Consider the following 25,786-nt stretch of genomic DNA (forward strand, 5'->3'; position numbering starts at 1 on the left):
CAAGAATAAAACAGATAATAAAATTACTCATTGATAGCTCCACAATGGGGGCATACACCTTTTTGCTTCAACTTTTCCCCACAACGCCCACAACGATACTTATACCCAATGTTCCGATGGACTTTCTTCGCAAAAACCAGCATAAAAAAGGCAAGGAACAGATAACCGATATAAATATGTGTCATCAGGATAAAGAAGAAATAGCAGAAAATACAGCAAGACATCAACCCCAGCAGATAAAAGATAGCTGCAGCGGGAGTCAACTGTCGGAACAAATCATCCAGCACCGCCAAAGCGACTATCAAAAACAGCCAAATACTCAACAAGAAGACAGAGAGAATAAAAGGAACTTTGAACGGCGACAAAGTAGGATTGAAATAAAAATGCTCCCACGTTTCCGGCACAAAGACCTGCATCGATTCGTAAATCGTTGCACTGAAGGCCATCAACAAACAGAGAAATAACGGATAAACACTATCTATATCATTAAAATAGACCATCTGCAACTGCTTTCGACGAAAAGCGCGAAACAGATATACACCGACGAATAAAGCGAAGATGATAATGAAATAAGAAGCATGCGTATCACTGAAAAGATGAATGGCCTGCGAAATACTATCAGTCGGCACAAATGACTTCTTGAGTTCTTTTTCACGTATCCAGCCCTGTTCATCCTGTGTGTGAGCCAGCTTCACCCAAACACTGTCTACACTATCGGCAGGGTGAACCGCAAACTCTGCCACCACTACCCTATCCCCTTTATTCAACTGAATAAAAGTATCTTTTATCGGAAGACATTCCAAAGAGATGGAATCATCGACTACTTCCAAGTTTGTATTCCATGTATAATGCCGTTCGTACAAGTAAGTCAACGAGTCTTTCGTCTTCTTCGACAGTTCTTCCGAATCCAAAGCCGGTGCTTTATAATAACAAGATGAGAGCAAAAGTAAACATAGTAGGAGGTTCATCACTGTTTTCATCACTATTTTCACCACAGAGGACGCAGAGGACACAGAGGATAAAAAGGATAAAGAGGGTAAAAAGGGGAAAGAAGGTAAAGAGAAAAACTTTCTACACTTTTTCCAAAAAACACTCAAACAGTCTGTATCAGAAGAATGAGTGAAGATGTTACCTCCACTATATCCTCTGTGTCCTCTGCGTCCTCTGTGGTGAAAACTGTGGTGAAAATTGTGAATAATGATTCTCATTGAGCCGCTTTTACTTTCATTTGACAATTCTTACAATCAAATTCCAGACGAAAACGTTTGCCGTCATTTGACACCAGGTAATAGGGTTCTTTATAAGGTGAACGTACCCGTTGATGGATGGGACACCATCCCATACTGTAACGCAAACAATGTTTGCAGAACATCAGTACCGCATCTTCCACCGCTTCTTTTTCGTAAGCCGCTGCTACCTGTTGAACCCCATGCTCCTGATAGAAAGAGGCTGCACGAGTATTCATGACATTTCCCAGATAGGTTAGCGTCGTTTGTGGAAAAGCATGATTGGTTGACTTCCATACCGACAATTCCTGACGGTAATTGATTCGACGGGCAGTTATTAACCGGTCGATTGCCTGCCGGCGGAAATCGGCTAATACCGAAGCCGGCAGAAACCAGTTGTCGGTAAAAGAGATTTCTATTTCTTTTGCTTCGAAAGGCGTATTCCCCAATTTGGACAGTTGCGTTTTCAGGTTGTCCGTCTGCGGAGTCCGGGCCGGCTCTTTTTCACGTGGAAGGGTGATTGTGACTCTATTATCATCTTCGTCAGTCAATGTCAAAGAGAAACCGGAATGATGGTCGGCAAGCAACATTCGCACTGCGATTTTCCTTTCGGCAGACTTACGGGAAAGCACTCGTTCAAATTCCTGGTCGAAATTACGATATAATGTGGTACGAGGCTTGATGCGAGGCATTTCCTGTGGATATAGTTTGTTGCTGTCCACCCGGTTGATGCGGAATCCCTGTAAACGTCCCTGTTCGTCGATATAACAAACACCGTCTCCATTGTTAAAGGATTTAAGTCCCGCAACCGTCAGATAATTGCCGCGAATCTCCTTCACAGTCCCCATCTCCTCGCCCAACGACTTGGGAGTGTCGAAAGAGAAAATCTCTTTGTCACGTCCATGCAGGAAATAATGTGTGAATCCACGGCTGAAACTCTTATCCAGTTGCGGCTTAAACTCGAAATTGCACGTACCCGAAGAAGCCCTTACATATTCCGGACGACGGGCAAAGATGGCATCCAGCTTTTGACGATAAGCGGCCGTTACATTCTTCACGTAAGAAACGTCTTTCAGCCGCCCTTCTATCTTGAACGAGGAAGCTCCGGCATCCAGCAATTGCTCCAGTTCGTCACTTTGATTCATATCTTTCAGGGAAAGCAGATGTTTGTCTTTGACAATCACTTTCCCGTCCGCGTCTACCAGACTAAAAGGTAACCGGCAGAATTGCGCACATTCTCCCCGGTTGGCACTACGACCGAAACAGGCTTGGCTGACATAGCACTGCCCGCTATAGCTGACACAAAGTGCCCCATGTACGAATACCTCTAAAGGCACTTCCGGACAATTTTCGTGTATCTTTTTTATTTCACGCAACGATAGTTCCCGCGCCAGGACTACTTGCCGGAAACCCGCCTTCCAAAGGAATTTTACTTTTTCCGGTGTACGGTTGTCCATTTGTGTACTGGCATGAAGCGGTATCGGAGGAAGATTCAACTTCGTGATCCCCATGTCCTGCACAATCAGCGCGTCTACGCCAATCCGATAAAGTGCATGAATCATCTCCTCCGTCTCTTTCAACTCTTCTTCTTTCAGAATCGTATTGACCGTGACATAAATACGTGCATGATACAAATGGGCATGTTGCACCAATGCTTCAATATCTTCCAATGAGTTCACAGCCGCCGCACGGGCACCGAACTTCGGAGCACCGATATATACTGCATCTGCCCCATGATTGATAGCTTCAATGCCACATTCCAGGTTTTTCGCCGGAGCGAGAAGTTCTATTTTACGCTGCTTTATCATTGAATATCGTTGATGTTGTAAGGTGTTTCCTGATAAACGAAGTAGTTCAGCCAATTGGAGAACAACAAATTAGCATGAGCACGCCAACGTACCAACGGGCCTTTTTCAGGATCATTGTCTATATAATAATTGCGGGGCATCTCTATCGGCAAGCCTTTATCGAGATCGCGACGGTATTCCGTGTCCAGTGTCAGCGGAGAATATTCGGAGTGTCCCGTGACAAAGAATTCACGACCGCCCCGTGCCATTGCCATATAGACACCGGCATCTTCCGATTCGGAAAGCAACGTCAATTCCGGAACTTTCAGAATGTCTTCCCTGCGTACTTCTGTATGACGGCTATGCGGCACATAGAAACAATCATCAAAACCACGGAAGATGGAGTGGAAAGGTTCCAATACCCGATGTTCAAAGATACCGAACATCTTCTCTTTCAACGGATATTTAGGAACTCCATAATGATGATACAATCCGGCCTGCGCAGCCCAGCATATATATAAGGTAGAAGTGACATGCGTACGTGCCCAATCAAAGATTTCCGTAATCTCATCCCAATAGGTCACCTCCTCGAAGTCCATCTGTTCTACAGGAGCTCCGGTGATAATCATACCATCATACTTCTCGTGACGCATCTGGTCGAAATCCGTATAGAACGTTTTCATGTGTTCTATCGGCGTATTCTTTGACGTGTGGCTCTTGATCTTCATAAATGAAATCTCCACCTGAAGAGGTGTATTGGAGAGTAAGCGCACCAAGTCTGTTTCCGTTGTAATTTTCAACGGCATCAGATTCAGAATCACAATCCGTAGCGGACGAATATCCTGTTGCGTAGCGCGGGAAGTGTCGATCACAAAAATATTCTCTTCCTTCAAAAGCTCTATCGCAGGTAGTTTATCGGGTAAATTTAAAGGCATAATCGCTATATATTAGTAATTTGAGTGCAAAAATACGAAAAATATAGCAGATTATAGGGAGGTAGCTTATTTAGAAGACGTACAAATTAAGTCAATTTAAACATAGAAGCATAACAACCAATCAATAAAAGCCTTATTTTTGCCGGAGAAATTAGTACTAATAATTTAAATCTTAGAAAAATGGCATACGTAATTAGTGACGATTGTATTGCTTGCGGAACTTGCATTGACGAGTGTCCGGTAGAAGCTATCTCTGAAGGTGATATCTATTCTATCAACCCAGATGTATGTACTGACTGTGGTACTTGTGCAGACGTTTGTCCGTCTGAAGCAATTCACCCGGCTGAATAATACAAGTTACAAAAAGAGTATAGGCTGCTTTCTATGGAAGGCAGCCTTTTTTATTGCTCTTTCTTCACCACAGATTACACAGATTAACACAGATTAATTCACAATCAAACGGATAGAAAAATACAAAGAAGTTCCTTAAACAAAAAATCACCCTTACTGCATACTGTAGTAAGGATGATTTTATTAATCTAATATTTTTCAAACAGACAATCTCTTTTCAATCTGTGTCAATCTGTGTAATCTGTGGTGAACTCTTATTTCAACTTAGCCAATGCTTCTTTGATACGACGGATAGCCTCTACGATATTTTCATCGCTTGTAGCATAACTCATACGGATACATTCAGGAGCACCGAAAGAGGCACCACCTACACAAGCCACGTGAGCTTCTTCAAGCAAGTACATTGCCAAATCATCCGAATCTGCAATCTTACGTTCGCCGTTACTCTTTCCAAAGAAAGCATCGCATTTCGGGAACAGATAGAAAGCACCTTGCGGAACGTTTACCTCAAATCCCGGAACTTCCTTAGCCAACTTCACAATCAGGTCACGACGGCGTTGGAATGCTTTCTGCATTTCTTTTACCGGTTCTTGTGTTCCTGTATATGCCACTTCAGCAGCTTTTTGAGAAACAGAACAAGGACCTGAAGTGTACTGACCTTGCAACTTGTTGCAAGCTTTTACAATCCATTCCGGACCGGCAATGAAACCGATTCTCCATCCTGTCATAGCGTAAGCCTTGGATACACCGTTTACAATCACTGTACGTTCCTTCATTTCTGGGAATTGAGCGATACTCTGATGTGCACCAATATAATTGATATGTTCATAAATCTCGTCAGCGATTACTATCACCTGCGGATGTTTAGCCAATACTGCTGACAATCCGGCCAATTCTTCTTTTGTATATACAGAACCTGTCGGATTAGACGGAGAACAAAGAATCAATGCTTTGGTCTTCGGAGTAATAGCTGCTTCCAGCTGTTCCGGAGTAATCTTGAAATCTTGTTCGATACCTGCCGAAACAATTACGGGAGTACCTTCTGCCATTTTCACCATTTCCGGGTAGCTTACCCAGTAAGGAGCCGGCACGATAACTTCGTCACCCGGATTTACCAATACAAGGATGGTATTACAAACAGATTGTTTGGCACCATTGGCACACGAAATTTGAGCGGCTGTATATTCCAGACCGTTTTCTTTTTTCAGTTTCTCAACAATAGCATTGCGCAAAGCCGGATAACCCGGTACCGGAGAGTAACGAGAAAAGTTATCATCTATGGCTTTTTTCGCAGCTTCTTTGATGTGGTCAGGAGTATTAAAATCCGGTTCTCCTACACTTAAGTTAATAACATCAACACCCTGTGCCTTGAGCTCGTTGCTCTTTTGCGACATGGCAAGCGTCGCCGATGGCGACAAGCTGTTCAAACGATCTGATAATTGATTCATTTTGTATCTATTTTATTGTTGTTGAGTGAAAATCGTTGCAAAATAAGCGATAATATTTGATATATGAAAACAAATTGGCAATTTACTTATTAAAATGTAAAGTATGCCCCATTCTTTCTTTCTTTGTTCTCAAGTATCGTTCATTATACGGATTAGGAACTGTTTCAACAGGTACATTTTCTACTATCTCCAATCCGTATGCTTCCAAACCAACACGTTTCACCGGATTATTTGTCAAAAGTCTCATTTTGTGTACTCCCAGTTCACGAAGGATTTGTGCGCCTACTCCGTAATCACGCTCATCGGCAAGGTGTCCCAAACAAATATTCGCGTCAACGGTATCCATACCGTCTTCCTGCAGCTTATATGCTTTCATCTTTTCCATCAGACCGATGCCACGTCCTTCCTGATTGAGGTAAACCACCACGCCTTTTCCTTCTTTTTCGATCATTTCCATCGCTTTATGCAGTTGCTCGCCACAGTCACAACGTTGTGAGCCAAGGATATCTCCAGTAGCACAAGAGGAATGGACACGTACCAAGATCGGTTCGTCTTCACTCCATGTTCCTTTAAATATAGCCATGTGCTCCAATCCGTTTGATTTCTGGCGGAAAGGAATCAGACGGAACTTTCCGTGTTCGGTAGGCATATTTACTTCTACTCCTTTTTCTACAATGGATTCCTGTTTCAGGCGATAAACGATCAGGTCATGGATAGAAATCAGTTTCAGCCCGTGTTCGTCTGCCATCTGACGGAGTTCGGGCAAACGTGCCATTGTTCCGTCTTCACTCATGATTTCCATCAAGGCACCTGCGGGGTAAAGTCCTGCCAGACGAGCCATATCAATCGTAGCTTCTGTATGTCCGGCACGGCGAAGTACTCCTTTTTCTTGCGCGTACAACGGATTGATGTGTCCGGGACGCCCGAAAGTAGCCGGTGTAGAAGTCGGATCGGCCAACGCCTGAATAGTAGCGGCACGGTCGGAAGCGGAAACACCTGTTGTACAGCCTTCCAGTTTGTCAATGGTAACCGTAAAAGGAGTTCCCAACACGGAAGTATTGTCACTTACCTGATGCGGTAAATCCAACTCCTTGCAACGAGACACTGTGACAGGTGCACAAAGTACGCCACGTGCATGTTTCAACATGAAATTTACTTTTTCGGGAGTTATCTTTTCAGCTGCAATAATCAAGTCGCCTTCGTTTTCGCGGTCTTCATCATCCACTACTATGACAAACTTGCCTTCTTTGAAGTCGGCAATCGCATCTTCTATTCTATCCATTTTAATAGTCTCTTTCATAACACTTATTTATTGATTTTCTGTATGATGAATTGAATTTGTTCATTGTTCTTTATAATCCGTTCCATATCCTTAGCCAGACGAACGCGGAACGCCCAGATGCGGAAATAGAAAAATAAACCGATAGGGAAAATGACTCCGGCTACCAGATTCAACCAATATATATGGAACGGGCGCACATGAGCAGAAACGGAAATAACCGGATAATTGTTTAATGCACCGATCAAAGTGGCAGATTTCGTATTGGACATTTCTTCAACCAACGCTTCCAGCTTTTCATTGATTGCCATCACCTCGTTATCATCCTCACTCGCCATCCACAACTTAAAGTAATTCGGTGCTTTTTCCAATCGTTTCCTGGCGGCATACGCTTTACACTCTGCCGAAAGTTGTTCCAAATCACCCGTCAGACGTACGTAATCAGGATCATGAATAATCACTTCTTTCTTAAATATATGGCGCACACTACGAATTCCCACAATCTTTTTAAACCAGTTGATATAGGCATCTGCATTAAGCACCACAGAGTCTTTATTCGATTTATAAGTAAGGAAGATTCCTAACGGGGCAAGGACTGCGCTACTTGTCCACATCCCCATCCAAACAATCCACTTACCGTCGCGGGCCATTTTATATCCTGTATTATCAATGATATAATAAATGATAAACACCAACACTGATACGATGACCGGCATTCCCAGACCTCCTTTACGGATAATACCGCCCAACGGAGCTCCGATAAAGAAGAACAGCAGACAAGAAAGTGAAATCGTTATCTTCTTATGCCATTCCGTCTTATGTTTTCGAATACTATAATCATTGTTCTCCATCGTGAATTTCTTGAACCCAAGATCGTTAGCCACGTTCTCCGCACGACTGACAGCAGAAGAAATCACCTTCTGTTTCTGCGTTAAAGAGGCTACTTCGTAAAGGCTGTCTACATTATATTCATGAATATCCGCCTTTTCTATTTTGACCGTATCTTCTTTTGTCAATCCATAAGAAGGACGGAAATTTCCTTCTGCCACTTCCCTGTAATACTGTCGTCCGATACTATCTCCCACAACCGTCATCGAGTCAATGGAACTCTGCAACTGCGCCATGTCCTTAGCACTGGACTGCTTACCCATAATCTCACCATCAACCATATTGAAATCGGAATTAAACTCAATAATGGTATGTTTTTCCCTGAATTCCTCGCGTCGATAAGGTACATTCTCCGATTTCATACTTTGAGCTTTCAGATTCTCAAATAAATCTCCGCTATACAAATGCAGCCAAAGATGCTGTTTATCCGCGGTCATCTCCAAACGCCCGGAATCAGCATATATAATACGTGCTTTCTCAAAGCCATCTTTCATACTATAAATCAGCACATCATATAGCATACCGGTCTTCCGGTTCTTCTTAGCTACCTTTAAATTATAGTCCTTGATTTCAGAATAGAATACTCCTTCCGGAATGTCCAACTCCGGAGATTTTTGTTTCATCGAAAGGATCAGGGTTCCCAATTTAGCCTGGGCGATAGGACCTACTACATTTTGGAAATAGAATGAGACACCGACAAGTCCGCAAACGAAGAAAGCAAGCGGACGCATGATTTTAAGGAGAGAAATACCTGCGGCTTTCATCGCAAGCAATTCATAACGCTCGCCAAAGTTACCGAAAGTAATCAAAGAAGCCAGTAGCACTGCCAATGGCAACGATACCGGCACTAATGTTAACGCGGAATAAAAGAAGAATTGAGCCATTACGCTCATCTCCAATCCCTTTCCGACCAATTCGTCTACATATCTCCACAGGAACTGCATCATGAATATGAACAGACAGATGAAGAATGTACCAATAAAGAGCATCAAAAAACTCTTTACGATGAATATATCTAATTTCTTTATGCGTAGCATCTTAATAGGTTCGTGCAATTAGGATGCAAAATTAGCACAAAAAAAGGAGCATCGAAAATTTTTAGTTGAAAGTTAACTAAAAACCACAAGTTCTTCTTAATTTAGCTACTTGTGACTCCCACAATTCTTTCATATCATCCACTTCATCCGGCTCTGCGAAATCAGTAATTTCCAGCACATAATCACTAGTCAGCTCATTATAAGTCATCTTGATTTCAAAATAATCGCGTTCGTTTTCATCATCCTGCCAACGGAAGCGGATAAAAGAGAAAGAGCGAATGGCAATAATCTCTGCTTTCCTCTGTTCTGTCTTCCCCCAATGAAACTCTACTATTTTATCGTCAGAAATAACTTTGTCGGCAAACCAGTCCTCCAACCCGGTCGGTGTACTAATAGCTCCCCAAAGAATATTTTTAGACGTTGCATTCAACAAATACTCCAAATGAATCTTTTCCTTTTTCATAGCAATTTCGAATTGTTTTTACGTGTGCCAAGATAAATACTTTTTTCTAAATACATCGCATAAATCAGACACTTTATTTAATTATTCTTTCATTATCGGACCTCAAACTCCCTGTTTATAGGGAAAATCAAAACCCTTCTTAAAGAAAAAACACAAAAAAGTTATGAATTGTTTTGGAGATTATAAAAAATCATCTATCTTTGCACCCGCAATCGAGAAACGATGGCGGGATAGCTCAGCTGGTTAGAGCGCATGATTCATAATCATGAGGTCCCCGGTTCAATCCCGGGTCCCGCTACTTGATAAGAATAAGGCATTTGGGAGGCTTCCACTTCTGGGTGCCTTTTTCTTTTTTAGCTCCGGTTTGCGCTATGGTTTGCGCCAGCGTCAAATTCAATGTAACATGGTTCAACAAATTTTATCTCTACAAAGATACTATTTTACTTTCAAATTTTAATTGAAAAGATTAATAATACAATTGCACGACATTGCTATTCTATAAAAAACAGCAAATGAATTTCTTCAAATAGTGATAACCATGTTAGTTACCACCATACCAAAGAGATATTAATTCAAAATGTCAAAGTTACATTTATAGGATAATTACCAATCATCATTACTTGTTTGCAATGGCTTCTTTAGAACTGTATCAATTTTGTCTACAAGGATTTTATAACATGATAGTGAATAAACAAAAGCTCGTGATGAGGTCACTTTAGGATGTTGTCTGTTTTCTGTAAATGGAAAGCAATCAGAAAGTGCCCATATTTGGGTATCTTTAGTAACGCCATTACCTGTTACACCAAAACCACCACCAAACATTATGACATATCCACTATCGTCATTTATCTTCAATACCTCATAGTTCTGTAAAGTATATGTCATTCGAATACGTTCTTCTTTAAAATCAAATTTAATAAGTGGTCGAATACTTACTCTATATGAGTTATCTCCCATAGTCCGTTTTGCAATATTAGGCAGATAACAACGTGCCATGATTGTTCCTTCTTCCTCATTTGAAACCTGTATAGCTGACTTTGCATCAGAAGACATAGATATGACCCAATCTATAATTTTGCGATATAATTGAGATTTGGACTGACCTTTATACTCTTTTATAACCGATAATGATAGTTCACCCAATTCATTCAGCTTATATTCATTAGATAGCTCCTTAGCCTTAGCTGACCAAGACATATCCCCTATATTAGTATATTCTTCTAATTCTTGTTTAGTTACAATTTGGGCATTAATTGTATTACAGACTAATCCTAATAACATTATAAAAATAATCTTTTTCATGTTGACTTGAAGCTTACTATTAGTATGATGTATTTTTGTGTTCAAATGTACAAAAAACAAATTAATTAATCAGATTTTATTATATATATTTTCTAACAAGCCTTGTTGTAAAAGATGTGTTGTAATTATTGATAGAACAATAAAAAAAACAGCAAATGAATTTCTTCAAATGCTGTTTTACTCAATATTTACAAATAATTCATTTGTTTAATTATTAATACGGTATCTAATATAATGAATGCCACAACATCTTGTATATCCCAAACACAAGGTCCTTTTAGTATTATCTCGCATGCCTTATCAAACATAGTAATTATAATAGCTATGAGCATTTGGGTAATAATTATCTTTTTCATAGAAGATAGTGTAAACCAATTAAACACACTAATTAGCCATTGAGGCATTTTAAGTAATATAATTCCCATTATTTCTTATTTAATAATTCTACCTTCATATTATTCTTCTGATGCAATATTATTTATGCCTTTTAGTTTTTTCAATTCTTGAATATACTCCAGTTCACCTTTGGCATATTCCTTATTTGCATCTTCATTCAGCATTTCCTTAAATGCTTCCTCTGCATCATCCAACCGTCCCATATCAACAAAAGTATATGCTCTTCTCCTACGTAGGAAATTGTGATAAAATATAATGCCATCCGTAATCTCACTTTCTTTTAACTGCGCCAATTGATTAAGTTCATTATGGATTGTATTAATTGCTCTTATATCTCTACTATTTGCCAAACAATTTATGTATTCTATGTTGTATCTAATGTTATTTAAGGGACGAACTATTTCCAGAAAGAAAAGGGCTTTCTCATATAAACCCATTTCTGCATAGCAATATCCAATGAGATAACAGGTTTGATAAAACATTCTTTTATCATCATCTGTAATGCTACCCCTTAGCCAACTTTCTCTCAAAGCATGATATACATTTTCCAAATACACAATTGCATCCCAATATCTATTTTCTTTCAAAACTTCATTACCCCAATAAAAATCCTTTCCAATGGCAAGCGTCATTTGAGACATAATACAATATTCATAAAAATCCAATTCTTCTCTATTGTTGAATTTTTCAATTGCTTTGTCATGAATAGCCTTATATTCCTCTATCCTTTGCTGTGGGCTTGTATGGTCATAGGCAAACAAAACACTCAGTGTTTGAGGTTGATTCGCATTTCTGGCATATGTCTTATCTCCTTCATGGCTGAATGTTGGTAACATGATAGATGCACGGATAAACCATGTTTCCTTTCCACCTCCACATCCTCTTAGGTGTACAATGATATTGTCGTTCACTCTGCTAATGGACTTATCATCATCTTCTTGTTTGACATATCCCTTCCTATAGGAAATAGACAAAATGACATTTTCACTAAATCTATAGCCCATATCTCCATTGTCCTGTTTGATAAGGACTGCATTGCATAAATCAAAACTCCAGATTTCATTGCTGTCTACAACAAGTATCCCTTTTTTCTCATGAATGTTGTCTGTGACAATATATAAATCAGAAACCTCTTCTTGCCTTATGTCAAAAGTTCTATTAAGTAGTACTCCTAAAGTTACTTTCTCATTAGGAGTGGCTCGTAATTGATACTTTTCATTTTGGTGTTGAAATCTAAATTCATTTGATAGATACGTTTCATTTTCCAATCTATCAATCAAATCATCCTCTTTATCTTTAGAGATGTTCTTTACTTGAGGATGAGCATTAAATATGGAACTAAAAAACTTCTTCATGATATTATTAATTAAATCCTTTAACGACTACCCGTGGGCTTTCATGTTTTTCTTGTTTAAAATTAAGACGTATAAACTGTTCTTTTAGTAAGTCATGAGCTTTGAAGCAATCATCCAGTACAATTTTCAAATAATCTCCTATATTTATTATGGAAGGAACAAATAGAATTACTGCCTTGCAATGTACTCCCATTTGCTTATTATCTTCATCTATGGAATAAACAGTGGAAACAATATTTCTTATGTTATTCAGATTTATTGCTTCCTTCAAATGCTCAACATTGGCATTATCCAAATCGACACATAGCCACCAAGTATCCCAAAGAGTGACAAACAGATAGTCATTATCTGCATCTATAAAAAACTCCTCACCTTGGTATTTAAAACAGATTCTATCCTTATCATCAACTTCTGGTTGACAACCAATCTCTTTTAATGTATTGATAACTAAATTCCGTGTCTTGTTATCTTCTGCATTAATCGCCTTATCTATAGTTTCATTTGTTTTTGCATATTCTGACCGTTCTTTGTCTTCCTCAACAGCGAACCCTATTCTACCAAAGAGATATGCGATAACTATCAATATTAATCCTAACACTATCCAACCTTCCATATTTGTACTTAAAATAATATTTGACAAATGTATTATTGGTTATTTCTCATATCATTCCTAACATCAATTTCAACTAAAGAAATAAACTGCAATTTTATTATTCTCTTGGTAGATTATATAAGTGAATATTGTTGTCAACTATTTCTTCTGCTTGCTTTTTAACAGACCTCGTATACTCCAACTTCACTGTTACAATAATCTCACGCTCATAAGCCTTCTTACAAATAGCTTTACTGTAAAAATATCTATCACCCTTAGTATTGCCTTCAATAGTATAACTATGGTCTGTAATATCTTTCTTGACAATTCTATTACCTTGTTCTACTTCTGAATCAATCTACTAGTACAAGATAGAAACAGTATTAATAATACATAGATTAAATCTGTGTTCATAGTAAACAGTATATTATTCTTTCATACTTTTAGAATCCCATTTTACGAAAAAATTAGGAGAGTGCAGTAATTCATCGTAACTGCAAGTATCAGATAACAAACATAAATAAACATCATTAGACATTGCCCCATATCCTTCAAAAGCATTTTTTAGCTGAATCAAATGGTAGCGTTGTAACCGATAAGTTGCATTATCATACACAGACTTTATTCTACCTTGCAATCTTCTCGAAGTGCTTTTTCTTACTTTCATAAGGTTATTCCATGCTTTCTGTTCATTTGAAAGACATGCTTTAGCTTTTTCTCTTGAACCTATATCCAAATAATCATAGTAATTTTTGTTATTTATGGCGTGAAATATTGTATTATATTCCTGTATGATTATACTATTTGAGATTGGCTTATAAACTTTATCAGGCTTATAATTCTCTGCTTGTAATGCAAAGTATAAATCCAAAGTTCCTTTAAGATGTATAGCATACATTTCATCACACAATTGGCTATATGCCATAGAAGAAGCTGAACCACCACCATATCCAATAGAATCAAAATAACTAATTTGAGCTTCCAATAGTTTATCAAATGCTTCTTGTTCTGTTTGCAATGGTAATGAAATACTCTTTTTCTTCAACAGTTCTTCTAACAGTTTCTCATAATGATAACGTAAATATTCTGTCCAAATTTCACTAATATTGAAACTTGCATTTATTTGCATTTGATTACCACAGTCCTTTTCTAGTTCTGCATCTGGAATAAGATTATTAGTAATGATACTATCTATACACCTATACCTATCCACGGGATTTTGAGGTAGTTGAATTTGTTTCGCTTCAATATAAGCTTGAAGTAATGCAGTAACTGCAATATCATGAGAATCTTTATTAATAACAGACTGTTGTGTACAAGAATCTTCAATCGTATAATCTAACCAAACAGCACAAACCGTATCAATTAAATCATTCTCTAATGGATATAGCTTCTTAAAAATAGGGAATGTTACATATTCTTCCTGTTCTTCCAAATTAGAGGGAGCCAAGAAAGTGCTATATAGAAACTTTGCACATTTCATAAAGTTAGCTGCTACTAACGAATCTTTCATGTCCTGTTCACTTGATTGTCTTTTCCTATCACAAGATAGAATAGAACATAAGAACATTAGCAATATACAATATAAAATTTTCCTCATTATTTTATTAGGATTATACTGGTAAAGAACTCCCAATACAAGAAACATTAATAATTAATGTATTATTCTTATATTGGGAATTTACTGCACAAACATAATCACCATTCCTTTAGTGGTGTGGTATTATATACTGAATTTTCAAAGTTAGAATACGAATTAGGAAGATTATACCTATTTTCAATGACAGATAGCACAGAATTAAAATCCTCTATTTCCTGCACAGTTGGTATTTGACTATAATTTAGTATGGCATATAATAACTTCCTAAATTCAATTTGATACTCTTTATCTAAATTGCTTAACTGTTGAAAGTTAGCAAATCCATTTGACATAGTAGGAGATAAACATTCCTGCATTTCAATAATAGAAAGATGAAGAAAAGACTGTCCCCACCTTATTAAACAATATTTATGATTATTACTCAATTCTCTTTTGTTATGAATAGCAATATCAAAAATTGTTCTAAATACAGCTTTCCGTTGTTCTAATGTTGGCATACGTATTTTATTTAAATTTACAACCAAATAGCAATATCAATACCTGTTTGGGTTTTCAAAACTCTAGCTTCATTATTTAATCTTGCTTCAAATAGTCGAAATGGAATTTCACTTCCATCATACCATTTTACAGCAATAGAGTTATATAGATTCCAGTCAGTTCTTCCATTTGGTTTTAACAATCGTTCCAATGTTCTAACCTCATTTTGTAACGCTGAAGCAATACCTTTTACCATAGGTGTAGCTTGACCACTAGAAGAAGCATATTCTTGTTCTATTTGTCCTAAACCTGTACTTATTTTTAATGCACAAGATTGAATCTCTGCTTTACTATTATTTCCAAAATTAAAGAATCCCATATCTAATTATTTTTCTGTTAGTAAATCAAAATATAAACTGCTCAAAAAATGAATTGGCTACTTAAAAGATAGTAGCTAAAATTTGTACTGACTGTCTGATCCGTAGTTATATATCGTTTTATGTACCCTGTTTCCTTCAGATACTATTAAAAATTAAAAGGCGTGGAAACTATTGAATATTACCATATTGAGGCTCTGGACTGCCCAAGGTTGAATAATAAACAATAGCCCACGCCAAACGATATATAGACTATCTTAACAAGATAGGTATATAACATTGACGTGAGCGTTCTTGCCTATTATCTTCAACCTTCGAAATTGTCCAGATTCCAATATGAGATAATATCTTAAACGCTCTTCGTTAACTAATATGTCCTTTCAGCCCCAACACATTAGGTATCTGAAATTGCCACAAAGTTACGAAAAGCGTTCGTAATAGCAAGAACTATTGTTTATTAAAAGTTGAGAGCTATCCCTTCTTTATAAATCCATGGTAGTGGAAAAATTCAAGACCACCCATATAAAAACTAAATCTCTGAATTTTTCCACCCCACCGATATTTCATGCTTATGGCTTTATAAACTGATTTTTTATCCGTTGAACGGTGGAAATACCAATACTTTGTAGCTTAGCTATATTTCTGATTGAATAGCCTTTTCTTAGTAAAGCAATGACTTCTTTATATTCCTCTTTTTTCTTATCATCCGTTTTGGTTGAACCTGTCTTTCTGCCAAGTTTACCACCTTTGGCAATATAATTTGCCCTACCACTATTCAAACGGTATTGAATATTGCTTCTTTCGATATTTGCCATTTCTGCAAGTACTGTCACCATGATAGAAGCTATTGGATTAACTTCCCCATTTGGTTGCAAAGTATATAAGCCCAAGTTCTGTATGTAAACCGACACTTTCGATTCATGCAATATATCCAAAGAGCGAAGAACCTGTAATGTACTTCTTCCTAGTCTTGACAATTCAGACAAAAGTAGGATATTCACAGATTCACGTTTACAGTATTCTAAACATTCCCCTAAAATCTGTCTTTCCTCTATTTTCTTTGCACCTGAAATATGCTCCTGGAATATATTCACAATTTCTATATCCTGTGAGATAGCATATTTCTTTAAATCCTCTATTTGTCTGCTCGTGTCCTGTCTGTCATTACTTGACGAAACACGAGCGTATATTACGGCTGTTTTCATTTTATTCTTTGATTAAATTGATAACATGAAAGAATGTGTTCAAAGCAACTTTGCAGATTTATTTGAACACATTCCAGTTTTGAACACTAACGAGGTTTATTCGCTTCCTCAATATCCCATAAACCAACTAAAAGAACAAGCAAGATTAACGGAACACAACCTGTTATAAAAGACAATACCACCCAAAAGAGCCAAACAAGTATCCTATAATAAAACATGATTCTTTATTTTAAATAGATTAATAATTGAACGGTTTATTTCCATATTGATAATCTGTTATTGATAAACAGATTCTATCAAAGAAAGAATGTCCCTTATCTGAATAGAAATACTTTCTATAAATCTCATCATTGGAATTATCCAATAAGACATCTAATTTCAGCAACCAATATTTCAATGCTTGTAACCTCTTTATATATTGGAGATTATTCTCACAATGACAAATTGTTTCTTTCAGATATTCAATCTTACTAACCATAGTTTCTTTCTTTTTATCCATTGCAATACAATTAATAAAATAGGAGAATACCCATTTCTGAATATTCCCCTGTTTAATCAATCAATAAACCACTTATATTTAGTGTCTCCATGCAAAGCGGCATTTATTCCCGTTGCTATTTCGGTTGCGTTTACCGCTCTATCCAAGAATGAATCTATATAACTGCTCTTGTTTGCTCCTGTCAATAGATTGTACAATTTCCACATACTAATATCATTCCCCAAGCTCCCAAAGTTCTTATCATTGATATATGCTTTTGCAACTGTATTTATTTGTGAATCAGTGATAAGCATTTTAGGAATATCTTTTTGATAACCTTGTGGTAATGATTGACCAAGTCTCATTCTTCCAAGTAATTGGCAAAATTGATGTTCTGTGAGATATGAGTTACCAAGTGTTTGCATTAAGTGTAGATGTTTTGCAGGTTGGTAACTCTGAAACATTTCCAATACTGCTTGATATAAATCTTTAGTATTAGTAACTTCCAAACAACTAAGAAAACCATCTGTTGATACACACAAGTTTGTACAAACTTTACAAGTAAAGCCAATAAACACTTTAAAGCGTTCTGCTCCTTTCTTTGAATAAAGATTAGTGTGATTATAAGCACGAACACCACCAATAGTTAATATTAACTTATTCCCGTTCACCGTTTCGTAAATCGTAGGAATCTGAATAATAAAAGCACATCTTTCGTAGTAGATAGTCTTATCACTTTCAAGAAGTTGATTTGCAGGTTTGTGTATTGCTTCGGGTATTCTCCCCTTGATAATGTGACTTACACGAATATCGGGCTTATCAATACTTTCACCACTGAAAAACGTATTTGCAGCGTCATAAACAGTATCAATAAATGCAGGGTGAGGAATTGTAAGCTCATTATCTTTGGCGAATACGGGTGTAATACAATCTTCTTTTAAATGTTGCATTGTTACCTCTAGTGTATTAGCTTCCAAGAAATGAGGATTCTCTTTTTTAACTTTTGGTTGTTCTTCGATTATTGTTGCTTCTTCTGCATATTCACCAAAGTTACTTTCTCTTCTTACCTGTGGCACATTGCCAATAATTTGTAGATTTCTCATAACAAATAAAATTTTAAATGATTTATAAATTGATTACGTGGAGAATAGATATTTCACTTTTCTTCCAACTACCCTAGGGGGTTGTTAGAACTACTCTTCACGTGTTCATGTAACTTTCAATTCTGTAAATCATAGGAGAAGTAAGCTGATATATATTTAAGCTCCTATTTTTATAGGTAGGGGGTATTATATATAAGTACCTATACTTTATTGCACGCATATCTTTCTACTCTCCACAAATGGAACTACTTTAGACCATTACAGAATGTGGCATAACCATACAACCAATGTTTGAAAAATGAGTATCATTCATTTTTTAGCTTCCCCAATTATTCGTAAATTTGTGTATCCCATGAAGGAAGGATTACCGTATTGCATTGAGGGCTTTTTATCTCCATTTCCCAATTACTATCAATGTGGTAAATTCATTTCTTCGCAGTCTTTCATAGATAAAGCCATGTCTGATAGATTTTATTGCAGTCGCCTATATACTAGTATTAGACGACCTTTTTCATTTTTGTAGCATAACCATAAAAAGTAGGGCAATTTGACGTCTGCCCTACCGCTTGTGGTTATGAAAATTTCTTTATATTACCTACCATGTCAGAAGTATATACCTATCAAGAATTACGTGAATTAGCCTTAAAATACGGAATCAGAGATAATAAAGTCCATATCGGTGTATGGATACAGACACAAGGCTATCAGAAACAAAGAATACAGATTAACCACATTAGAAAAACATTTTATTTAAAATCCCATGATTGAGACAAGAATCCCAATAGCACCTGACACAAGTACCACCCTTACAGATGAAACAACAGAGCACATCATTCATCGCAAAGTAACAATCAAAATAGACAGAGATTATTTAAGAAAGAAATACCCCGAACTATTCGAACGACTAGCAAAAGTTGCAGAAAAATATCCTTATACTCCGAAAAAACAACTTGTAAAAAAACAGGGGCACGCTCATGTAAAAAAACAGGGTGGACTATACTACTAACCATTGGAAAATAACTAATAAGCATTGCCTTCTTTCAGAAGTCAAAAGCACATTCTAAATCTTATTTTTTTCATGTATGTAAATCAACTAACCAATGAAACTTATATAGACAGAAAGGAAGCCAAAATAAGTCTCGGAACTTCCAATTTCAACAGATTATTAAAAAAGAAGATTATTTATTTTATCAACGGACAACCATTTGCCAACTATGGGATACAGAATAATACCGGCAAGCCTAGCCATAGGGCTTACAACAAATGAAGCATATACTTATTTTTGTTTATTAGCGAAATCAGATTACAACACTTATATTTCACACGTAAAGCTTGAAACGCTATCCCAATTGACAGGAATAAGCAAGACCGAATATATATCCAAGCATATCGAGAAACTAATAAAGAAAGGGTTACTACGGAAAGATACACAACAGAACATTGGTAACAAAGGCGTGTTCAATACCTGTACGTATTATCTATACAAACCGCAAATTGACTGGATTAGAATTGACTTGGATTTATTGGAAGAAAACATTCCTAACAAACTCAAAGCTTTCCTCATCTTATTAAAATGTATCTGCCTAAACAACACCAATTACACAGGATACAACAAAAGTGAAATCTGCAAGAAACTAAATATATCCCGCCCGACCTTAGATTCTTATCTCAATCAGTGTATCGACAAAGAACTGATAAAAGAAGAGCAAAACGGATACACACTTACAAACGCACATTTATTCAAAATAGATATTGCCAAAGGAAAGGATGATGACGAAGTTTATACAAAGGTATATATACCAATGGCTGATTTTTTCGCATCACAAAACATTACAATACCACCATATAATAAAAAAATAGTAGGAAAAATCATCGACCATTATAGCGCATTACCATTTTTAGCAGCAGCACTAAAAAAACGAAAAATACCGGAAGGAACTGTTTGTACTTGGAAGTATTTAGCTAAAGTCTTGAAGGTAAATATCGTGGAAAAACCTCGTCCCATACCACCAAAGGTTACTCTTATCATGTAAAAATTAACCTTTGCAAAAAAGGAGATTCACTCATCACGGAGCGAATCTCCTTTTTGCTACCAAATTATTCTTTTAGTCGATTATTTCAAAGTAAGGGACATTTTTCGAACAGGGTCTATAAAAGTACTTTTCTTAAAAAAATGTCCTTCGCATTATAATATTTCCTCAATCAGCAAATAACATCTTTCACCTCTGACTTTGCATTCGGACACCATAAAAAAATCGCTTATAGTCTTACTTGTTATGGCTTTAGGGGGATGTATATTCAATAGAGCATAAATTCTCTTTATTTCTTCTTTGATATATTTACGAGTGTATTTTTGACCAACAGTAAATGAGTTCTTTATTAAGCGGATTACCTCTGTTCCGGTTGCCTTCTCACTGTATTGCTTCTGTATCATGGCTTCCGTGATTTTCTTTTTGGAATATTTGAGTTGTTCAATCACTTCTTTACCTACCGTATCATAAGCTTCAACAATAAATGAATCAGCCGCAATCAAATCCCGCTTGTATTCCAATTCCATTTCAGTAGCACAATTTCCCAACATCTCCAACTGGCGGACTATCTCTTTACGCTTGTCTTTAATGGATTGAGATTTATTTTCCCTCTTTAACCGCTCAAAGTCACCTATCGAATAGTAAAATCCATGTTGATAAGAAATAAATGAATAACAATTATCGTATGCCTCGTTTAGAGAGCCTTTATCGTAATAATAATTTTTCATCAATTCCTCATCTATGTAGTTGTCTATTGCAAACCAATTCTCTCTCCCGTTCCTATCAAGCATCTTATTAAAAGGAAGACTTTCCAGTGCAGCACGGTAAGCATCACGGGAAGCCCTGTCTGCTGCACAATCATAAAAGTTCTTCATTGTTCGATATATCTCCTTGCTGCAAACAATATATCCTTTTATTTCTTCTTTCGTTCTTTGTGGTATACCTTCTTTAACGTTACTAATATGTGTAATTGATGATACACCATTTCTGAATCGTCCAACCATTTGGATAGCATCAGTATAAGGGTCTATCATTGTATGTTCTGCAAAGTAAACATCGGTTAACATTATTACATGAGGTTTCTGTTCTAACTCAATATCCACAGCATTGAAAAAACGGCTAGTGAAAAAATTGTACCGTTTCATTTTATCAATGCTGCACTGTTCATAGGCATTGGTAAATTTATTCCTTCCCAACTTATCAACACTCTTTGGGGCACAAAAGACTGCGGAATCTTCCAATAAATCTAGTTGCTTCATCAATGAATATATAATATCAGTTGAATTGATAAACACACAAATCGGAAGTGGTGCAGCTTCCTCATTGTTTAGCTTGGATAGTGTATCTTTAAATGCTTGCAGCGTATTATTCGTATGATGAAGCCAAATCTCCTTTTTATAATCGAAAGTCGGCTGTATTTCTATCGTCTGAAAGTTCTGCTCCTTAAATCGAGGGTCATTCAATTCTATCGGTGTGGCAGAAACCAATGCTTTTTGGTCAAACTTAAAGAAATCATCTATCGGTAGTGTTATGTCACTCCGGTAATCCGCATCCTTCACTAGCTTATGACATTCATCAAACAGAAGAAAACAAGAACAATGCGCACTCATTTCCAGTTCTTCAAATGCGTCCTTTACTTTCTGAAAACTTTCGGGAGTAGTAAGTATCTTATAATACTTCTTCTTGCTCTTCTCCAAGTAGTTTACAATATCGTCAGTATATACACCTTCATATACTCCGAACAGATTATCATCTTTATGCTTAGGGTCATTGCACTTACCAATTATAACAGGAACATTCGGCTCAATGATAATCGAGTTACGTTTTGCTGTGATTTCTCCATAGGTAGCACCAAGTCCGGTCAACTTCTTATAAAGAATAGTATTCGTAGGAATTTCGGGAAGAACTTCGGTAAGGTATTGCACCTTACCGAGCTCACTAAGATTAATTTCTATTGTCATCTTCCTCATTAACGTCTATCACATCCATTCCTTCATTTTCGTATTCTTCCTGCTTGATTGCATCAAAATCAGGTGCATCTTGCAACAAATTTCCAGGAGTATTAGCTTCATTAATGAACTGGGACAACTCTTCTACTGGCTTTACATTTAACTTTTTCATAATTTTAAATTTTAATAGATTTATAAATATAGGGAAGGAATTGCGCCTTCCCCCGTTAATAATTCAATTATGCTATCAATTCTTTTTCCAATAAATAATCATATAACTCTTCTGTCCTTTCCAACCGGAAGAAAATCTTTCCTTTTCTGAAAAAAGCACTGGCAGTAATTTTCGCTCCATACTCACGAAACGTAGGAACAAATTGTAATGCTTTTCCCGCTAAAATCAGTTGCTTAAAAATTGATAGTTGAAAATCCTTATCTTCTCCTTCACTATAAGCCGTAACACTATTAGGATTAAAACCAAAATCTTCCGCTTGTCCTGTTTCCAAATAAGTACGTAACCAACTTAATCCTTCTTGATTCAATATCAAACAGAAACCTTGAATCTTTTTGGATTCAATCCAAGCACATGGATAGTTATCCTTGTTAGTGTAAAACTTAACATTCAATTGCTCACCTCTTTTCATCATTGCCTTTACAGTTTGCATTGCACCTTCATTGTCATAAGACTTAACTACTTTTTTTTCTCCAAATTCTAAATTCATAATCTTCATTTTAAAAAATTAAACATTAATGAATCTCAAACGAGGTGCGCACCTTTGTCTTTGATTACGCTGCAAAACTACGGAGAAATAGAAGCGTATGAAATGAAGAAAAAAACATAAAGAAATCCCTTTTTTTATGCTTAATTCTTTATGTAATCACAAATATCATAAATCACAATATATCAACAAATTATATGTATTTGCACAATAATCATCAATTAAATAAAGGCTATCATTTTTTATCTTTATATGTTTTACCAATATGATTTTAAATGTTCAACTGGATTATTGGGAGACATTTTGCACATGGGGATTTTCCACCAATTTGGACGAACTTCATATTTTTGTAAGTTCCTGATTGTAGCCCGCAAATTCAATATGTCATTTTTAGGACTGTCCTCATCAATCAGTTTGAGATATTTCAGTAACTCAAGAATAAAATTCCCCTCGTTATCTGTTAATCCTTTACCTTTGGCTGCAAATGATGAGTGGCGTAGTAGGTTATATATACTAAGAGTTATCGTATCAAGTATCGCATTTTCGCGCTTCCTCCCTCTTTTACCTATACTGGGATAATCTTTATCCAATTCCGTTTCCGCTTCTTCCAAAGTTGAAACTCCTAAATATTTATCAAGATATGGAGTTATCATATTGAGAAACCAACTATCATCATTCGTAAGCTCTATTTTCTGTTTGTTATATTCAATCGTGACAATATTACTCTTGGTCTTTTTCTTCTCATGAAACATCTTGTAAAGACGTAGCATATCCGGTCTGACAGAATAACTATACTTTAGTTGCGTTGGGTCAGCAATATAATCCTCAAAATCAAAATAGCCATTGGTCTGTGTGTATTTATAGTAGATACTTATAATAAGAAGAATAGCGTAAAATACATCTTGGTCTTGCTGTTCATAGGCTTCGTCCTCATTTTTATTGTATGTATTCCACAACGTTTCAATATACTCGGCTTTAAAATTACCACTTTCAAGGACTAAATTCTGTCCCACAGTCATGCTAAATTCATATTTGTCCTCATCTGTCCCACAATTTGGATAGGGAATCTCCTGCTCTTCCTTCTTTATTGACAAGTACAAATCCTGTATTTCTATTGGGAACTTATTACCCAAAAGATACACATCAGATATATAGTCCAGTTCATTATGAAACATTGAACGGCTGAATCCCACTTCACTATTCAGCCATGATTCGATTCGTTTTATCGTATTGATTGGTATTATTTGATATTCCATATTTTCAAACTTTGTCACAAAAATAAAAAATGTCGCTTCACCATAAAAGCAAAGCGACATTTTATTTTAAAGAAGATTCTTCATTGCTTCATCTATCTGCTCATTTTCAAAGCTATCAAGATAATACTGTGTCGTTGACAAACTTGTATGTCCCAATGATTCACTTATCAATGCGATGTTTACACCAGAACGTTTTAATACCGTTGCAAATGAATGACGTGCAACATAGGTTGTCAGCGGAATACTAATATCCAAATGAGCCCCTATCTTTTTAAGAGCTTTATTCATGCCTTTTATCACTTTTCTAATCCTGTCATATTGCTGTTGTTCAGTAATATGAAAATTACGGTCTAATATTGGGAAAACATAATCATTCAGTTGTGAGTTTGGTTTCCTATATTTATCTACAATTTGTACAGCTTGAGGTAAAAGTTGAAATGTAATAGGCTGCTTTGTCTTATGTCGTACAAAGCATATTCGATTATTCACAATATCTGAATACTTCAAATATGCTATATCAATCATATTCATACCACAACCAAGATAACTAAAAGAAAATAAGTCTTTAGTCAAATAAAGTAATGGACTATAATAAGTTGTTATCTCCATTAAATCAACATTCATTATTTTATGTATTTCAGCCTTAGTAATTGCCCTCTTACATTTACCCTTGCGATAATGAGATATTTTGAATTTTACAAAAGGATAATACTTCTCGTTCACCACATTATCTTCTATTGCTTTATTATAAACAGCACGTAATTCTCTCATTCGTATTCCAATCGTATTATCAGAATTACCACGTTTACGAAGATAAAGTTCATAACGCTTTAACCAATTTACATCAATATCCGTGAAAGGTATATCCAAGTTACCTGCGAATCTCAATACAGAATTATAACAACTAATGTAAGCTTTGGCATTACCTAACCGTTTCTCGGCAGTCATATACTGTATGATGTATTGAATATAATCTCCCACATTCTGTTTATTACAACTTCGTTCCACGTATTCAGCCAAAGATTGTGGAGTAAAGTCTTTACCAAGTGTTTTCAGTTCAAACATCATATTGACATATTCTTGTCTCGTTTGATTCATGATATTCAATAACTGTTCACGATTGGGATAGTTTCTTTTAGGTTCTTCCTTATCAAAATTCCAACAAGAAGCTTTGATTGAAATTCCCAAAGATTTAAAGTAACGTAACTTACCTTGGCTAATTCTCAACATTAACGGATGTTCTCCATTAGCTAAAACTTTTGATTTAAAACAAATAATGCCTATATTAGCATCCATAACGTAACATATTATTGTCACATTTTGGTTTGCGCTACGGTTTACACCGCTAAGCAAATAGGAGATATTTTAGAAGTCAGATATAAGATTTAGCAAAAGCCAAAATCTTCATAAATGACTTATATTCAGTAGCTCTGCTGGTAGCTTTCAAAGGCTTAGCCTTTGGAAGACGCAGGTTCATAATCATGAGGTCCCCGGTTCAATCCCGGGTCCCGCTACTTGATAAGAATAAGGCATTTG

24 protein-coding genes, 1 tRNA gene and 1 pseudogene are annotated in these 25,786 nt (G+C 36.4%); 4 read left to right on the forward strand and 22 right to left on the reverse strand.

Annotation, left to right across the window (positions count from 1 at the left end):
• Positions 1-23: 23 nt before the first annotated feature.
• Genes KTR06_RS20055 through metA form a run of 3 tightly spaced genes read right to left on the reverse strand, consistent with a single transcriptional unit; the run spans position 24 to position 3,948 of the window.
• On the reverse strand, positions 24-1,208 hold the full coding sequence (locus KTR06_RS20055; RefSeq protein ID WP_008025284.1) for a hypothetical protein: 1,185 nt from the start codon (positions 1,206-1,208) through the stop codon (positions 24-26).
• Positions 1,205-3,034 (reverse strand): U32 family peptidase, encoded by a 1,830-nt coding sequence (locus KTR06_RS20060; RefSeq protein WP_008025286.1) that lies wholly within the window; start codon positions 3,032-3,034, stop codon positions 1,205-1,207. Before KTR06_RS20060 ends, KTR06_RS20055 begins: the two co-directional genes overlap by 4 nt.
• A complete protein-coding gene (metA, locus tag KTR06_RS20065) occupies positions 3,031-3,948 on the reverse strand; it encodes a homoserine O-succinyltransferase (RefSeq protein WP_004314573.1) in 918 nt (305 codons plus the stop codon). Before metA ends, KTR06_RS20060 begins: the two co-directional genes overlap by 4 nt.
• 180 nt (positions 3,949-4,128) lie before the next feature.
• On the opposite strand from metA, the gene KTR06_RS20070 reads away from it, so the two are divergent.
• The gene (locus KTR06_RS20070) at positions 4,129-4,299 is read left to right on the forward strand and encodes a DUF362 domain-containing protein (protein WP_002559159.1); all 171 of its coding nucleotides are present in this window, start codon (positions 4,129-4,131) and stop codon (positions 4,297-4,299) included.
• A gap of 254 nt (positions 4,300-4,553) precedes the next feature.
• Here KTR06_RS20070 and KTR06_RS20075 read toward each other — a convergent pair whose 3' ends face one another.
• The 4 genes from KTR06_RS20075 to KTR06_RS20090 all read right to left on the reverse strand — a co-directional run bounded on the left by KTR06_RS20075 (position 4,554) and on the right by KTR06_RS20090 (position 9,414).
• Entirely contained in the window at positions 4,554-5,747 is a 1,194-nt protein-coding gene (locus KTR06_RS20075; protein ID WP_004306402.1) for a pyridoxal phosphate-dependent aminotransferase, read from the reverse strand.
• Between the two features lie 82 nt (positions 5,748-5,829).
• Entirely contained in the window at positions 5,830-7,047 is a 1,218-nt protein-coding gene (locus KTR06_RS20080) for a bifunctional 3,4-dihydroxy-2-butanone-4-phosphate synthase/GTP cyclohydrolase II (RefSeq protein ID WP_004309056.1), read from the reverse strand.
• Positions 7,048-7,052: 5 nt separating this feature from the next.
• Positions 7,053-8,951 (reverse strand): LptF/LptG family permease, encoded by a 1,899-nt coding sequence (locus KTR06_RS20085; RefSeq protein ID WP_217290757.1) that lies wholly within the window; start codon positions 8,949-8,951, stop codon positions 7,053-7,055.
• 76 nt (positions 8,952-9,027) lie between these two features.
• Positions 9,028-9,414, reverse strand: a complete 387-nt coding sequence (locus tag KTR06_RS20090; protein ID WP_004299081.1) for an START-like domain-containing protein — start codon at positions 9,412-9,414, stop codon at positions 9,028-9,030.
• A gap of 224 nt (positions 9,415-9,638) precedes the next feature.
• Here KTR06_RS20090 and KTR06_RS20095 point away from each other — a divergent pair.
• A tRNA-Met gene (locus tag KTR06_RS20095) sits at positions 9,639-9,712 on the forward strand.
• 305 nt (positions 9,713-10,017) lie between these two features.
• Here the strand turns inward: KTR06_RS20095 and KTR06_RS20100 are convergent.
• From KTR06_RS20100 to KTR06_RS20140, 10 genes and pseudogenes are all read right to left on the reverse strand, one after another.
• Positions 10,018-10,716 carry a DUF4468 domain-containing protein gene (locus KTR06_RS20100; RefSeq protein ID WP_015531316.1) on the reverse strand — a complete coding sequence of 233 codons (699 nt, stop codon included), beginning with the start codon at positions 10,714-10,716 and terminating at the stop codon, positions 10,018-10,020.
• Positions 10,717-11,171: 455 nt separating this feature from the next.
• Positions 11,172-12,467 (reverse strand): hypothetical protein, encoded by a 1,296-nt coding sequence (locus KTR06_RS20105; RefSeq protein WP_015531315.1) that lies wholly within the window; start codon positions 12,465-12,467, stop codon positions 11,172-11,174.
• Positions 12,468-12,474: 7 nt separating this feature from the next.
• Positions 12,475-13,080 (reverse strand): hypothetical protein, encoded by a 606-nt coding sequence (locus KTR06_RS20110; RefSeq protein ID WP_015531314.1) that lies wholly within the window; start codon positions 13,078-13,080, stop codon positions 12,475-12,477.
• A gap of 97 nt (positions 13,081-13,177) precedes the next feature.
• Positions 13,178-13,417, reverse strand: a pseudogene (locus tag KTR06_RS24800) (hypothetical protein); the annotation flags it as partial.
• 69 nt (positions 13,418-13,486) lie between these two features.
• Positions 13,487-14,659, reverse strand: coding sequence for a hypothetical protein (locus KTR06_RS20115; RefSeq protein WP_151928296.1), 1,173 nt, complete (start codon positions 14,657-14,659; stop codon positions 13,487-13,489).
• Between the two features lie 98 nt (positions 14,660-14,757).
• Entirely contained in the window at positions 14,758-15,156 is a 399-nt protein-coding gene (locus tag KTR06_RS20120) for a hypothetical protein (protein WP_141758160.1), read from the reverse strand.
• 17 nt (positions 15,157-15,173) lie between these two features.
• Entirely contained in the window at positions 15,174-15,515 is a 342-nt protein-coding gene (locus tag KTR06_RS20125) for a hypothetical protein (RefSeq protein WP_070612491.1), read from the reverse strand.
• Between the two features lie 567 nt (positions 15,516-16,082).
• Positions 16,083-16,718 (reverse strand): recombinase family protein, encoded by a 636-nt coding sequence (locus KTR06_RS20130; RefSeq protein WP_007754395.1) that lies wholly within the window; start codon positions 16,716-16,718, stop codon positions 16,083-16,085.
• Between the two features lie 238 nt (positions 16,719-16,956).
• Positions 16,957-17,217 (reverse strand): hypothetical protein, encoded by a 261-nt coding sequence (locus KTR06_RS20135; RefSeq protein WP_008777325.1) that lies wholly within the window; start codon positions 17,215-17,217, stop codon positions 16,957-16,959.
• A 56-nt stretch (positions 17,218-17,273) separates the two neighbouring features.
• Positions 17,274-18,299, reverse strand: coding sequence for a DUF3871 family protein (locus KTR06_RS20140; RefSeq protein WP_087306495.1), 1,026 nt, complete (start codon positions 18,297-18,299; stop codon positions 17,274-17,276).
• A gap of 760 nt (positions 18,300-19,059) precedes the next feature.
• Here KTR06_RS20140 and KTR06_RS20145 point away from each other — a divergent pair.
• Positions 19,060-19,305, forward strand: coding sequence for a hypothetical protein (locus KTR06_RS20145; protein ID WP_015531309.1), 246 nt, complete (start codon positions 19,060-19,062; stop codon positions 19,303-19,305).
• Between the two features lie 208 nt (positions 19,306-19,513).
• A complete protein-coding gene (locus KTR06_RS20150; RefSeq protein ID WP_015531308.1) occupies positions 19,514-20,332 on the forward strand; it encodes a helix-turn-helix domain-containing protein in 819 nt (272 codons plus the stop codon).
• 152 nt (positions 20,333-20,484) lie between these two features.
• On the opposite strand, the gene KTR06_RS20155 is transcribed toward KTR06_RS20150, so the two are convergent.
• The 5 genes from KTR06_RS20155 to KTR06_RS20175 form a co-directional block, all read right to left on the reverse strand.
• Positions 20,485-22,290, reverse strand: a complete 1,806-nt coding sequence (locus KTR06_RS20155; protein WP_081030975.1) for a DEAD/DEAH box helicase family protein — start codon at positions 22,288-22,290, stop codon at positions 20,485-20,487.
• The gene (locus tag KTR06_RS20160; RefSeq protein ID WP_015531307.1) at positions 22,274-22,450 is read right to left on the reverse strand and encodes a hypothetical protein; all 177 of its coding nucleotides are present in this window, start codon (positions 22,448-22,450) and stop codon (positions 22,274-22,276) included. The genes KTR06_RS20155 and KTR06_RS20160 overlap by 17 nt, the downstream gene beginning before the upstream one ends.
• Before the next feature lie 67 nt (positions 22,451-22,517).
• Positions 22,518-23,006 carry a hypothetical protein gene (locus tag KTR06_RS20165; RefSeq protein ID WP_015531306.1) on the reverse strand — a complete coding sequence of 163 codons (489 nt, stop codon included), beginning with the start codon at positions 23,004-23,006 and terminating at the stop codon, positions 22,518-22,520.
• A gap of 245 nt (positions 23,007-23,251) precedes the next feature.
• Positions 23,252-24,250: a hypothetical protein gene (locus KTR06_RS20170; RefSeq protein ID WP_229098082.1), complete on the reverse strand. Its 999-nt coding sequence runs from the start codon at positions 24,248-24,250 to the stop codon at positions 23,252-23,254.
• A gap of 66 nt (positions 24,251-24,316) precedes the next feature.
• Entirely contained in the window at positions 24,317-25,546 is a 1,230-nt protein-coding gene (locus tag KTR06_RS20175) for a site-specific integrase (RefSeq protein WP_015531304.1), read from the reverse strand.
• Positions 25,547-25,786 lie beyond the last annotated feature (240 nt).

The organism is Bacteroides sp. MSK.20.12, assembly GCF_019052435.1.
Classification (GTDB): Bacteria; Bacteroidota; Bacteroidia; order Bacteroidales; family Bacteroidaceae; genus Bacteroides; species Bacteroides xylanisolvens.